This is a genomic window from Capnocytophaga gingivalis (assembly GCF_002302415.1).
Classification (GTDB): domain Bacteria; phylum Bacteroidota; class Bacteroidia; order Flavobacteriales; family Flavobacteriaceae; genus Capnocytophaga; species Capnocytophaga gingivalis.
Window position 1 is genome coordinate 1913268 of record NZ_CP022386.1, and the last position, 14360, is coordinate 1927627.

General features: G+C 41.3%; 10 protein-coding genes and 2 tRNA genes. 1 reads left to right on the forward strand and 11 read right to left on the reverse strand.

The window, feature by feature from the left end:
• Positions 1-17: 17 nt before the first annotated feature.
• The 9 genes from CGC50_RS09060 to CGC50_RS09100 all read right to left on the reverse strand — a co-directional run bounded on the left by CGC50_RS09060 (position 18) and on the right by CGC50_RS09100 (position 12616).
• A complete protein-coding gene (locus CGC50_RS09060; protein ID WP_232781086.1) occupies positions 18-938 on the reverse strand; it encodes a PD-(D/E)XK motif protein in 921 nt (306 codons plus the stop codon).
• On the reverse strand, positions 925-3789 hold the full coding sequence (locus CGC50_RS09065; RefSeq protein ID WP_095910571.1) for a Z1 domain-containing protein: 2865 nt from the start codon (positions 3787-3789) through the stop codon (positions 925-927). Before CGC50_RS09065 ends, CGC50_RS09060 begins: the two co-directional genes overlap by 14 nt.
• A 4-nt stretch (positions 3790-3793) precedes the next feature.
• Positions 3794-5290 carry an ATP-binding protein gene (locus CGC50_RS09070; RefSeq protein WP_095910572.1) on the reverse strand — a complete coding sequence of 499 codons (1497 nt, stop codon included), beginning with the start codon at positions 5288-5290 and terminating at the stop codon, positions 3794-3796.
• The gene (locus CGC50_RS09075; protein ID WP_095910573.1) at positions 5277-6353 is read right to left on the reverse strand and encodes a DNA cytosine methyltransferase; all 1077 of its coding nucleotides are present in this window, start codon (positions 6351-6353) and stop codon (positions 5277-5279) included. The genes CGC50_RS09070 and CGC50_RS09075 overlap by 14 nt, the downstream gene beginning before the upstream one ends.
• Before the next feature lie 549 nt (positions 6354-6902).
• On the reverse strand, positions 6903-7580 hold the full coding sequence (locus CGC50_RS09080) for a TatD family hydrolase (protein WP_232781087.1): 678 nt from the start codon (positions 7578-7580) through the stop codon (positions 6903-6905).
• A gap of 38 nt (positions 7581-7618) precedes the next feature.
• Positions 7619-8875, reverse strand: coding sequence for a BaiN/RdsA family NAD(P)/FAD-dependent oxidoreductase (locus CGC50_RS09085; RefSeq protein WP_095910574.1), 1257 nt, complete (start codon positions 8873-8875; stop codon positions 7619-7621).
• A gap of 68 nt (positions 8876-8943) precedes the next feature.
• Positions 8944-12090, reverse strand: coding sequence for a protein translocase subunit SecD (gene secD, locus CGC50_RS09090; RefSeq protein WP_095910575.1), 3147 nt, complete (start codon positions 12088-12090; stop codon positions 8944-8946).
• Between the two features lie 346 nt (positions 12091-12436).
• Positions 12437-12511: transfer RNA gene (locus CGC50_RS09095), tRNA-Val, on the reverse strand.
• 30 nt (positions 12512-12541) lie between these two features.
• Positions 12542-12616 (reverse strand) — tRNA-Val (locus tag CGC50_RS09100).
• A gap of 186 nt (positions 12617-12802) precedes the next feature.
• Here CGC50_RS09100 and CGC50_RS09105 point away from each other — a divergent pair.
• The gene (locus tag CGC50_RS09105) at positions 12803-13135 is read left to right on the forward strand and encodes a 2Fe-2S iron-sulfur cluster-binding family protein (protein ID WP_095910576.1); all 333 of its coding nucleotides are present in this window, start codon (positions 12803-12805) and stop codon (positions 13133-13135) included.
• Here CGC50_RS09105 and CGC50_RS09110 read toward each other — a convergent pair.
• Together CGC50_RS09110 and CGC50_RS09115 are read right to left on the reverse strand one after the other, a co-directional pair.
• Complete coding sequence (locus tag CGC50_RS09110) at positions 13086-14027, reverse strand: GYDIA family GHMP kinase (RefSeq protein WP_095910577.1); 942 nt, start codon at positions 14025-14027, stop codon at positions 13086-13088. The genes CGC50_RS09105 and CGC50_RS09110 overlap by 50 nt on opposite strands.
• 83 nt (positions 14028-14110) lie before the next feature.
• Positions 14111-14350 (reverse strand): NifU family protein, encoded by a 240-nt coding sequence (locus CGC50_RS09115; RefSeq protein ID WP_002668797.1) that lies wholly within the window; start codon positions 14348-14350, stop codon positions 14111-14113.
• Between the last annotated feature and the right edge of the window lie 10 nt (positions 14351-14360).

The window sequence follows — 14360 nt, forward strand, 5'->3', positions numbered from 1 at the left end:
GCCAACATTTTTACAGATTATGATACCTTAAACTTTTCTATCTCTGAGAGTATAATGTCGTATTGTACTTTTATTATTGGGTCAGGAAGCAAATCTCTAGTTACCCTTGGAAAATCGGCATTATCTACTCTATATGACGACACGGATTTAAGATCGTAAACGAAGTTATCATTCTCTGGAGAAAAATCAAATCCGTATAAACTCAGCTTTGCAAGAAAAGTTTCTTTGTGGTGAGAAGGTTTTATCATAGCAATTAACTCGTTCACCAAAGCATTCAATTTTATACCGTTAAACGAAGGACTCATGCGCTCCATGGAGTACACAATCAGATACCCTTCTATTCTACCATCAAGTTGTTCAATAGATGAAATATGAACCGACTCTTTGCCAAAGTTGATGGTCTTTACCTCGTACCAGTCATTATCGTATGAGAAATCTTTATGAGTTTTCTCAGGTCCAATCCAACTTTCAAGAGCAGCATCAAGTCCCTTTGCAGGAATCATTTCGTTCCTAAGGAAGAGCAACTCCCCAATAAGCCCCATCACCTCAATCTCTGTAAGATTACCATGATTGGGCTTAAAGAGTTGCTTCCATGAGAAGTAACGAGCTCTAAGCGTTTGATAAGCCGTTTCGTCATCGCTGATTACTTGCGTAGAAGTAATCAGGTCTTCACAGAAGGTGCAGAAATATTCGAGCAACGCAGGATTCTCTAATGAGAAACGCATAAAGTTCTCATCCCCGCTATTGATGTGAGTAACAGAGATTACCTCTGAGCTCTTAGTACGAGCAGCCTTAAATTGACCTCTGAAATCAAAAGCATAACGCCCCATTTCGTCTTTACCCACATACAAACTAATGTTGTGGTTCTCACCAATCCTAATGAAATGACTTGCCTTGAAATCTCCAGATAGGAGTGTGTAAATTTTAATCTGCATCATCAACCTCCTCTTCTTCTGCGTCTTCTATATTAAGACGTTGATACACCTTATTTATTTTGTAATGAACGGCATTTTCTATTCCCTTAACTCCTGGCAAACCTATTGCAAAGGCTATAATATGGTCACTACCCAATTCTTCTCTGAACTTGGTCAGTTTCTGTTTCTCTTCTTTTCCTTTATCTGTTTCTGCTGGTGCAGGATGAATAGGCATAATGATGAAGATTGGTTTACGTGTTGGCAAGAATTCAAAGTATGCCTTCAACGGAATATTCTCACCTCCGTTACCTTTTCTATATTCATCTTCTGCGCACTTTATCTGTTCTTTCGTGAGTGCGTATTTTCCTTCTGAACTTCCACTAAGTGCTCTTCGACGTGAGCTTATCTGAACAACATTATTAGTACCATAATAGATGGAACGCTTAACACATTTCATATTCTGCAATCCGTCAAACTGGACATTTTCTTTGCTCTCACCTGCTTGAATTACAACGTCCCAATTCTCTATACCTGTATTCTTAGTATCATTTAGAAACTCAAGAATGTTTGGCACATTGAAATTTCCATTTGCCATCGAACACTTTATCTTTTCAATAAATGCAATGATCATTTTCTTTGGAACATTCTCGAAGAAGCGTGAACTACTATCTGAAGTGTCATTTACATCCTTGGTAGCCTTTCCTACGAGGTCTGTATAACGCAGTGTATAACCACCCTTAAACAACGTATCAATAAAATTTGCGCTTTCCTTCAAATTGTTACGATTGTGCTCAATATTGAAGCTGACGTAGGGTGTATCGTAAATGTTGCCATAGAATGAGTAGCGCAAATCCAAACCTCTTGCTGCTCTCATCTTGTTTGAAGCCGTAATTTGTAATTCGTTACAGTTATCACGAACCTTTATACCAAAGTCTTTTGGCGTAAGGCGTTGGTCATACATGTTCTTAATATTATCTTTTAGCTCCTGTGATGAGCGCGCAATTTCAGCGTACCATTCAGCGCTTGTTTGGCTTGTCCATATCTGGAAAATATCGTCATAACCGTTACGATAGCCAAACCATCTCCCCATCTGCATAAGTACATCAAAGGTAGAGGTGTTTCTGTAGAAATAACTTACAAGAAGACCTTCGAGAGTCAAACCACGAGAAAGTGCCAAGCCACCAACGGCAATTACCCGAAGTGATTTATTGGTTCGATAATCAAGGCTATTGCTTTGCTTCGAGCCATTGACTACCATCACCTTAATCTTCTCAATCGCATTCATAATAGTTTCCCTCTGGATAACTCTATCAAATGTAATGTCTGTTACATGCGAAAAGTGCCTCTTCCAGAGTTTCTCGAATATTTGATAGAGAGGTAACTTTCTGTTGGTTGTATTTTTGTTAGTAAAGTTGAAGCGAATATTATTAAAGGCTTCTTCGTGAATACACTCTACGTGCTTAGTTATTACACGTTGCACCTTGATGAAACGGCTCATATTTATAAGCATACTTCGAGGGGCTGAATGTTGCCCTCTAAGGTCGCGAATGGCATTTGCCAGATAGAAACAATAGATGGCATCCGTCAATGATGCAGGCAATTTACCATCCCATTCTTTCTTATGACGACAATAGAATCCTCCTGAATTCAGGGATTCAATGTCATTATCAACTTGATCAAGGTATTCTTCCGAGGTATAATCTGGCTCTTCAATATCGGTAATGTAGCGCAAGTTGCGGTAGTACTGACCTTCAGGATAGAAAATCTTTTGAGCACCCACATAATTAGAAGGTGCTTCCAAGGCATAAATGAAGTGTTCTGGAAACAAATCTGAGTTCTTCATACTGTCCACAGATTCTGGATCAATGAATACATTTGCAAATGGTGTAGCTGTAAATCCCACATACGTTGTATCCTTAAAGAGCGTACAGATCTGACGTATCAACTTGTTTGTCTTTGTCGGGTCAGTTTCGTCTTTCTTTGTATTGACAGACGCATTATCAGCTTCATCATCAACCAATAACATAGGAATATCTATGTAACCCTTTACTGGATCAAGGTTTTGGTCTTTAAGCCACTTGTGGAGTCTCTGCAAAACGGAAACGTTCTTCTTAATGACAAATACAACCAAAGAGCTCTGTGAGTTCAACGACATTGCAATTCTATCATGATTGCCAACAAAATCATTAACACAGGATGTGAATGAAGTCGCTCTGAGTTCCTGATTATCTTTGCCAACACCAACACGTATAGAAGCCACATTACGACCTTGCCTCCTGCTAGTAAGACCAATAATACTTTCGTCAATACGCTCTTGTGTTTGTTGGCGAAGGCTTTCTGTAATTCCTGCAAGCAGTATGACTACTTTGTAGCCAGCATCGGCAGCCTTACAAATCAAACCAGAGTATGTTGCTGTTTTCCCAGATTGTACGTCACCAATGATAAGTCCTCTACGGAATCTTTTACCTTCAAACTGGTCATTGGGATTGCCAAGACAGTTCATTATGTTAGGCAGAGTATCCTCATCTAGAAGATTTATACTCTTTCTGCTGAAGGATGAATTCTTAAGAAGTAATGCTTTGTATTTATTCCAGAAATAAGGCTTCTTAATATCCTCATTGGAATACCACTCTTGTCTACTGTCATAATCATCAAAGATTACATTTCCCTTGGCATGAGTGATTTTGAACTGATACTCCACATCCGTGAAAAGACGTTTTCGTGTCTCTTCATCACAAGTAATCCGGAGCGACGTTATCGCTCTATCAATATATGTGTTAATGTTTTCAAATTTCACCTCATTGCCTACTGCTTTATCAGCATCGATGAAGATAAATGTTATTTGCCTCAACGAAAGGTATAAATCATCAGTCATTAGTTTATTTGAAATTATCAGTTAGTTTATCCATTAACTTTGGGTACTTGCAGAATGGCTCAGATTTCATCAGGTCGTTAATGATGCTTTCTGTAGTACTCTTCGTTGTAATCTTTAATGTACTTACCATTGTTACAGCAATTTGGAAGACATCATCAAAGCGACTATCTGTTTCTTCTACAGTAATTGCTTCATTTGATCTGTCAATGTACATTTGCTGAGTTGGGATGTTGTTCTCAATCTCTGTTACCAGCATTTCAAGATAGTTGTAATCCTCTTCAGACATTTTATCCTTGACAAACTGAAATAGTTTGCTTTCTCTGTTTATCTGGTAATAGAACATCTGGTTTCGACCTTCTTTTCTATCCCAGATATAATCTGTTTCATCGTCAATCTTTGCAGTTCTTCCTCGGTAAGTTTGCTGATTAACGGATGCTTCGAGTGTATCAAATACCGTTTTGCGCAACTGATTAAGAATACGCTTAGGGATAGAAGCATTTTGCTTCTTAATGTCAATACCCCATATGTCATCCAGCATATTAGGAATATCAACACGTATTCGAGCATTCTTTGTCAACTCAGCACGTTGTTTCATGCCAAACCAAGTACCCCAAATAATGAGACGATTATTTCGGTAAACGTAGAACCCTTGCTTTGCTCGGAGGTTTTCTATGCCTCCAATCAGCTTCTTGTCGTTATCAGAAAGATCGGTGGCAAAAGGAAGAACAAATGGTTTTACATGAATCAAGCGCTCCACTCCTTCACTATCGTTGATTGCTATAGTTCGTTCCCTTTTGCTTGAAGTTCTTGGATGACGTTCGAGAAATGGATCAAGCGGCTTTACACTCAAGTTGTTTATCTGAATTTGGAGTTTAGCACTACCTGTGGCAGAAAGGAATCTATGGAAAATAAGTGCAAGAGCTTTATCGAGCGAGTTCTTTAAATTATCAAGGGTTTCGTAAACCTGACCATCACTTGATTTTGACAAAACATCAAAGTCTCTCCAGATTACAAGTGTGCCTTTAGCCTGATCGGTAATCTGGCTAACGTATGGGAGATTGTCTATTTCTTGTGACGTAAGCTCTTGGATTATCCATTTTTGTTTTTTCTGGATGTAATCATAATCCCAAGTATAGGCGCTTCGTTTTCCTTGGCTATAACTAACTACCGTCAAATTTCTACATTGGGAAAGGGAAGCAGCCTTCATGCCCATGCCGAAACGCCCAAGGTCGTCTTCATCACGTTCTGCTTCTGACGCCATGCTCCCATAACGCATCGCCTCAAAGAGTTTTTCATCACTCATCCCTTCACCATCATCTAAAATACCTACAGCTGTCGGTTCAAGTGGAGTGGTTGGGAAGAGTACTTTTACGAGTGTAGCATGTGCGCTGATGCTATTATCAATAACATCGGCTACCGCGGATTCAAAGGAATACCCCATGGATCTAAGGGAACCCATTAAGGTAGGTGCTACAGGTATGTTTTCTCTATCTTTGGCCATCGTGACGCGACATTTTTATAATTTGGTCAAATACAGCTTTTGCTAGTAGTGGTGGTACGGCATTACCAATCTGTTGTTGGATGTGTGAGATAGGTCCTTCAAAATAGAAGTCATCTGGGAAACTCTGCAAGCGTGCGGCTTCGCGTACAGACAAACCTCTGTCTTGATAAGGGTGAATGAGCATACTCTTTCTGTAGTTAGAGATTACCACAGAAGGTTGGTCGGCAATAAGACGTTTGTAAATGCCACTATGAGTGCGTCCTTTATCTGCATAGTTCTGCATCAGTTCATCGGGGATTGCACGCCAGTTTTGCCCTTGTTTAATGTGCGTATAGCGTTGAATTACAAGGTTATTATTACGTGAAACAAAATTCTGAGTTGGGTAATGAGAATGCTCTCGCATAAGCTGAGCATACTCACTTGCTTCTGAACAAGGGACTTTATATTTGCCCTTTTCAAGCATCTCGCCATTATCCAAATCAGGCAAATCTCCAATAGCTTCTTCGACCGTAATTTTCTTCTCAAAAGGTTCTGGAAATTCAAATTGTATTCCATGACGATTACCCACCATGAAGAAACGGTTTCTATTTTGGGGGACACCATAATCAGATGCCCACAGCACCTGAGAATTTACCTCATAACCTAAAGCTCTGAAGCAATCCTCTATCATGTTCTTGGTTTTACCCTCTTCCATATTGGTTAATCCCCACACATTTTCAAGAACGAACCAAGTTGGTTTCAGCTCCTGAACAAAACGGACGAATTCTAAGAACAAGAAGTTATTTTCATTCTGCATATTTCGCGTACGAGTATTCGAAAGTGAAAATCCTTGGCAAGGAGGTCCACCCATAATGATAAATACTGGATCAATACCTTCTTTTAGTTTTGATGGGTCAATGTCTTTGATGTCTCCTTGAAGAACTTTTGCTCCTTTATGATTTCGAGTAAATGATTTAGCTGCACTTGGATTTATCTCAATTCCATAGCAGATTTGTATTCCAGCCATTTCTGCACCAAGGCTCAAACCTCCTGCACCTGAGAAAATATCTATTCCGTATAACATTGTGTTCTTGATTTAATATAGTACTGCTCTTAAAATAGGAATGGAATCCATATCTGATTGCTGTAAGGAGCCTATCGGTTGTATTTCTCATCGAATATATTCCCGTTCATATCGAGCCTATGCGACCTATCTCTTCACCCTCTGCGTTGTAAGCCGTTGTCGGCGTGCTGGGCAGGTCTGTTACGATGCTGTACACCTTGCCATCAGCGTAAGTGGCTTTCGTCCTTCGCTCTATACTATTTGCTATAGCAATAACTTTCACCCCCAACAGTATGGAGCGAAGTCATCATAAGGCAAATCCACAGAGCAAGAAGACAAAACAGCATACTCTATGCTCAATAACTATAGGGCAAAGATACAACAATAGTAGCTTATAAACAAAAGATTTAGATTATTTAACAGAACAAAGATTTTCTTTGACTTCACTCGTTTTTCATCGGATAATTAGTACCTTTGCTGTATCAAAACAAGTGTTCATTGAGGCATTGCAAAAGAAAGAAAGGGAAAGAAACTCGCTCGTTTCCAACTCGTAATCCCTTTTATCCTTTATTATTCCTTAGTTTCGTGATTATCTGAAAGATACATACTTATTGAATCTTTTGTGGGCATAAAGGGCGCATCAGTCTCTATAAGCATACGTTCTAAGGGTACATAACGTACTACTTCTTCCAAGAAAGCAAATCGGCGGCTATCGCTAATGGCGCCTGTAAAACCAATATAGTAGCCAGCATCAAGGTAGGTCTTTACCTCGCTCAAACTGCCTGTAAAACAATGTACTACACCCTTAGGCAGGAGGGTATAATCCTTGAGAATCCCTACAAATCGGTCAAAGGCAGCACGCTCGTGTAGGAATAGTGGCTTTTGCACCTCTTGGGCAAGGGCAAGCTGGGCACGAAAACACTGCTCTTGTACGGGACGAGGCGAGAAATCGCGATCAAAGTCTAACCCACATTCTCCTACCGCTACCACCTGCTTTTCCTTCAGTAGGGAGTTGAGCTGGGGAATGGTCTGTTCGTTCATTGTCTTGGCATCGTGGGGGTGCACCCCTGCGGTACTATAGAGCAGGGTAGGGTAACCCTTAGCAAGAGCAAAGGATTCTTTGCTACTACGAAGGGAGGTGCCAGTGAGTATCATTTGAGTGACTCCCGCCTGCTCAGCACGGAGGAGGAGTTCCTCTTGGTCATGGGCAAATTGTCGGTTGGTTAAGTTTAGGCCTATATCTATCATTAGTTTTTAGTTTTGAATTTGAAATTTTGAGTTATTAGTTATTCACTTTTCACTCCTTCTGCGATAAGGTAGCCGCCACTCCAAGCATTTTGGAAGTTATACCCTCCTGTGACGGCATCTATATCCAGAGCTTCCCCGCCTATGTAGAGGGTAGGGAAGAGCTTGGAACGGAAGTTCTTGAAATCTATCTCCTTGAGGGAAACACCTCCAGCGGTAACAAACTCTTCTTTGAAAGGGGCTTTGTCATGAATAAGGAAAGTACTAGCGGTTAAGGTCTGAGTTAAGGTGTGTAACTGTCCTTTGTTTAGCTCCGCCCATAGCAAATGGGGGAGAGCTCCACTGCGTTCTAATAGCTTGTTCCATAGTTTTTTAGTCAAATTGAAGGGGCAGTGATTCTGCAATTCTTTACGAGGATGTTTTTGCTTTTCTTCTTGTAAGATAGAAAGTGCCTCCTCTGAAGAAAGGATCTCTTCTTTGGCTAACCAATTGATTTGTAGAGCAAACTTATAATCCAGCTGAGCAAGGTGTCTCGCGGCAAAGGCAGAAAGTCTCAGTACCACAGGACCACTGAATCCCCAATGAGTTACAAGCAGTGCACCTACAAGCCCTTGTTTCTCTAAAAGAGGAATTTTCAAAGACGAGTGGTCGGAGGCCAAAAGCTTTGCATTTACCTCCTTGCTCACTCCAGCAAGTCCTTCGATAAAGGAATCTTCTGTAGCGAAAGTAAAGAGAGAGGGTACAGGGGGTACGATGGTGTGTCCTAACTGGGATAACAGCTGCCATACTTTGGGATTACTACCAGTGGCTACAACTAAGTTGCGGCTGTGAAAAACCTCGGTTGCTTGTACTTTCCACTCCTCTTCCTCAAAAGAAAAAGCATGGACATTCTGCTTGTATAGAATCTCAATGTTATATTTTTTAGCCAAGGAAAGAAAACAATCTATAATCGTCTGTGAGCTATTGGATAGGGGGAATACACGGCCATCGCCTTCTTTCTTGAGGGCTACCTGATGAGTCTCGAACCACTTCACGGTGTCTTTGTTGGAAAAGCGAGAAAAGGCGCCCAATAGCTCTCGGTTGCCTCGGGGGTAATTTTTTACAAATTCGCGTAGGTTGGGCTCTCCATTGGTCAGGTTGCAGCGTCCTCCACCAGAGATACCTACCTTACCAAGGGCTTCTTTTCCTTTTTCGAGAATAAGAATGCGCTTGTGAGGGGCTCCTTCGGCTATATTGATGGCGGTAAAGAGCCCACAAGCTCCTGCACCAAGGATAATAACATCATACAATTGTCTCATAGCTTACAAAAAAATCTGTGAAAAGTAGCCTCTCCACAGATTTTTGAACAAATTATTGATAAATTAAATTATTTCTTGTGTTTGTGAGTAACTTCCTCAGCAGGTGCTTCCTCTTTTCTATTTTTAGAAGTATCATACACCAATGGGGTCGCTACAAAGATAGAAGAGTAAGTACCTACTACTACCCCGATAATCATGGCAAACATGAATCCTCTGAGGGTTTCTCCACCAAAGATGAAGATGGCCAATAGGGTAAGCAAGGTAGTAAGAGAGGTGTTGAGCGTACGGCTTAGGGTAGTGCTTACTGCATGGTTAAGAGTATTTGCACTCCAGCCTTTCAGACCTATTTCCTCACGGATACGGTCAAAGATAATCACCGTATCGTTCAAGGAGTAACCAATTACCGTTAGGATAGCCGCGATGAACTGTTGGTCTATCTCGAGGCTAAATGGCATCACAGAGTATAGCAAGGAGAATGCTCCTAAGGTGATAATCACGTCGTGAGTAAGCGCTGCTACTGCTCCCATAGAGAATTGCCATTTGCGGAAACGTACCAAAATGTATCCAAAGATGATGATTAGCGAACCAACAATAGCCCATACCGCACTGCTCTTGATATCCTCAGCGATACTTGGTCCTGTCTTGTCAGACTTCATCACACCAAGTCCTTCTCCACTCATGAACTCTTCATAGGAGATTTTTTCACCCATTACAGGTTGTAGGTCATTATAGAGGATTTCTTGGATTTCGTTGTCCGTTTGGGTGCTCTCATCGTTGTATTTGTACTTGGTAGAGATACGTACTTGGTTAGCTGCACCAAAGGTTTTTACTTCTACAGAACCGAGCTTACCAGCCTTCAGTAGAGAGGCTACTTCTTCTGTTTTTACAGGATTCTTAAAGCGGATTTGGTAAGAACGACCTCCTACAAAGTCAATACCTTGGTCGAAACCACGGGTGAACATAGAACCTAAGCTGATAAGAACCATGATAGCAGAAATACTGTACCATACTTTTCTCTTAGAAAGGAAATCTATATTTGGATTCACCAATATATTCTTAGAAATCGAAGTGGTAAAGGAAAGTTCTTTGCCTTTGGCCACATACCAGTCGATAAGTAAGCGGGTGATGAATACAGCAGTAAAGATAGTTGTTACAATACCAATCATCAAGGTAGTAGCAAATCCTTTGATAGGTCCACTACCGAACACGAAGAGCACGGCTCCAGTGAGGAAGGTAGTGATATTGGCATCGAGTACAGAGGTAATGGCGTGGCTAAAACCATCATGAATGGACTGAGTAAGCGACTTGCCATTTCTGAGTTCCTCTCGAATACGTTCGAAGATAATCACATTCGCATCGATGGACATACCTATGGTGAGCACAATACCAGCGATACCAGGAAGGGTAAGTACAGAGTTGATACTCACTAAGATACCAAACATGAGAAGGATGTTGAATACTAAAGCGATATCAGCAAATATCCCTGCACGTCCGTAGTAGACTAACATCCAGAGGAAGATAATAAGTCCTGCAATGGCGAAGGAGATAAATCCGCTGGTGATAGCCTCTTGTCCTAAGGAAGGACCTACAATTACTGATTGTACAATATCGGCAGAAGCAGGGAGCTTACCTGCACGAAGTACGTTGGCTAAGTCCTGTGCTTCTGCTACGGTGAAGTTACCCGTAATCTGGGTGCTTCCTCCAGAGATAGGCCCAGAGGTAACTGTAGGAGCGGAGTATACAGTGTTGTCCAAAGTAATGGCGATATTTCCTTTTTCAGTAAATACTTTTCCGGTGAGGTTTTCCCATAGCTTAGCCCCTTCTCTGTTCATATTCATAGAGACACAAGGTTGGTTATGGTTGTCATAAGTCTGTACCGCTTCGGTAACTACACTTCCTGTAAGAGGTGGTTCATTGGTACGGTTGCCACGTAGTGCATAGAGCTCTACTAAGTCAGAACGGCGCAAGAGGCTTTGAAGTCTTTCTTTGAACTTCTTAGCATTGGCAGGATCTGCTTGTTCTGCTTCATAAGGCCAAAACATGCGGTATAGCTGTTGTAAGTCAGTGAGCTTATGAGGCTTTCCGAATACAAACTTAGCATATTTCAGCTCGGCAGGTTGCAGTCTTTTTGCTTCATCGCTCTTGAGGTAAGAGAGGAGCTTGGTGGTATCTGCAGCTAAGAAATAAGCGATAGAAGGAGAGTTTTCCCCATTGGTAAATTGGAAAAGATCAAACAAAGGATTCTTCTGAGCAGGAGCTAAAGAGTCCTTTTTCTGAGCAGTTTTGTTCAGAAGAGAATCTACCTCGTTGTGAGCCAAGGAATCTCTCTTGGAGGAGAGGGTATCAATAGCTGTGGTAGTCTTTGGAGCTTCAGTAGTAGGGGTATTTTCAGCAGTCTTATCGCCTTCTTTAGCTTGAAGAGCAGCATCCAACTGACTGAAATATAGAGCGAAGTCACCAGCCTTGAAGGTTTCCCAGAATTCCAATTGGGCGGTACTTTGCAAGAGATTCTTCACACGTGAGATATCTTTTGCACCAGGGAGTTCTACTGAGATACGACCGGAGTTTCCTAACTTTTTGATATCAGGATTAGTTACCCCGAACTTATCGATACGCTTACGCAATACCTCAAAAGCGGAGTCTATAGATTCATCTATCTTCTTGCGGAGAATAGGTTGCACTTGAGAGTTGCTCATCTGTGGAGTGATCTGAGCACTAAGAGTCTTGTTGCCAAAGATATCTGGAGCAGAGAGCTTAGCCCCTGTAGCATCAAAAGCTTCAAAGAAGAGGTCGATATAGCTTTGGTCTGTCTCACGAAGACGCTTATCGGCTTGGTCTAAAGCCTTTTCAAAATCGGCATTTTTAGAATTTTCAGCCAAGCTGCGGAGGATGTCGTGTACAGAAATCTGTAGGGTAACATTGATCCCTCCCTTAAGGTCAAGCCCTTCCTTAAGCTCACGGTCTTTTACTTCTTTGAAAGTGTAGTTCGTTAGCAAGAGGTTGTATACAGGTTCATTAGCGATAGAATCCAAGTACTTGGAGACTATTTTTTCACGCTTATGAGTGTAATCCTCTACCGAAGTAGGTACTTTTTGTGCGGCAAATTGTTCAGCTTTTTTCTCTTGACGATTTGCTACAAAAGTAAAAGAGAGCTGGTAAATGCTCACTAAACCAAAGAGTAAGGCAAATAATTTTACTAATCCTTTGTTTTGCATTTTACGATGATTTATACTATTTCAAAAAACGTGCAAATATATGAAAATTATGTGAATAATCAGTCTTTTTCTGTGGATTTTTTTTTTAACAAGAGATTGTGTGTAGTGGGAGTGAACAGTGAACAGTGAACAGAGAGCAGTGAACAGAGAGCAGTGAACAGAGAGCAGTGAGCGGTGAACAGTTGGCAGTGAAGAGAGAGTGGTGAACAGAGAGCGGTGAACAGAAAGTAGTGAACAAGTAGGTAGAATACCTTACCTTTTTGATAATCAATGTTTTGTTTTACCTATTGTCTTTTATCTATTGCCTAAATAAAAAAAGCCATACAACGAATGCATGACTTTTTTGTGGGTCCTACTGGATTCGAACCAGTGACCCTCTGCTTGTAAGGCAGATGCTCTGAACCAGCTGAGCTAAGAACCCTAAAATAAAATTTTTTTCTAAACAAAAGTGTGGGTCCTACTGGATTCGAACCAGTGACCCTCTGCTTGTAAGGCAGATGCTCTGAACCAGCTGAGCTAAGAACCCTTTTGTAATCGGGTGCAAAGATACTATCTTTTTTTGAATTGACAAATATTTTTTGTGTTATTTTTTTATTTTTTTCACAAATCACTGTCTGTCAATGATATAATAAAATATTCATATGTTATTGCTCGTTAATCATTAGCCATTAATCATTAATTTTGTACTTTTGCACTCTCATACCAAATACAAATGTCAGCAGAAGTTACCTTAAAAATAACCGATAGAGAGGGAACACTCTTTGAAGTAGAGGCGCCTACCGATATGAATATGTCCCTTATGGAAGTGATTCGTGCCTATGCTATTGCCGAGGATGGCGAGATAGGAGTGTGCGGAGGCATGGCCATGTGTGGCTCTTGCCAATGCTATATAGTAAGTGATACCCCCCTCCCTGAGGTAGGAGCGGAGGAAGAAGCGATGCTTTTTGAGACTTCTTATACTAAGGAAAACAGCCGATTAGGCTGTCAGATTCCTATTACCGAGGAGCTTGATGGGCTGGAGGTAATATTGGCTCCCTATCCGTAGGAAGTATCATTTGTGCAAAGGGGAGGATTGTTTGCATCCCCTTGCTAATGAAATACTCCTTTATATAGCTTTCCTCCCCTATGGCCAGTACAAAATCGCCTCCCCAAGCTCCTAAGCTCTTGATGGTTCCTGAAAAATCCTTGAATAGGGAATCCTTTGCAGTAGGGAGTCTTAGGTAGCTTGATAGTACGGCCTCGTGCTCGCTAAGGAGCTTGGAAAAGGTGTCCAAAGAGTGGGTGCGATAGATCTCTTCTGTAAGCTGGCTAAGCTGTGTGACGAGAGGTTTTTTGTTTTTCTTTAGCCCTTGGTATAGGGCAATTCCTTCTCGGCTGTTTTGTTTTTTGTTCAGGTAGACAAAGAATAAGGAAGCTGCAAAAGGAGGGTTGTAATATATAGGATATACTTTGGCTTTGCCTTCGGTCAATTGGTATAGAATGGGAGAAGAGGCTCTTGCACAAGCGATGTCATACCCACTTCCTCCAAAGCTATTCCAGAGCAGTTCATAAGGGTCTACCCCTGCCCACTGAGCAATCATACAGATAAGGGTGGAGGAGGAGCCCAATCCCCATTCTCTGGGAAAATCCAATCTTGTCTCTACGTGTACTGATTGGTCTGTAAGGAAGTTAGGTTGCATTCTCTGGGCTTGGGAGAGGATTCGCTCTAAGGTCTGGGTGATAGGATTGGTATCTCCTACAAAGAGTTGTCCCTCATACCAGGGAGTTCCCTCTTGGGTAAGGCTACGGAAGAAAATACCTTCCCTCTCGGAGGGGGTAATGTGCATCTCTTGGCCATATTGGGTAGGAAGGGCTATTGCAAGTGCTCCGTCCAAGACCGCATATTCCCCAGTAAGGAGCAATTTTCCATGAGCAAAAAAATGATTTCCTTTTTCCATAACAGTCACGTTTTCAAGAAAAAACCCCTTAAGAGCTTATGCTCTCTAAGGGGGTAGATTCACTAAACAATTATTAACTTTTTTCAGCTTATATTTACAACCTTTTCTATCTCAGGAGCGTATTTCTTAATAGTCATTTCCACTCCGCTTTTGAGGGTCATCTGGTTTACACTACAGCTTAGGCAGCTTCCTAATAGCTTTACTTTCACTATTTTATCATCTTCTATTCCGATAAGGGAAATATCTCCCCCATCATTCTGTAGGTAAGGACGTATCTCGGCTAAGGCTGTTTCTACTCGTTGTAACAAGTCTGGATTATTCATGTTTGGTATT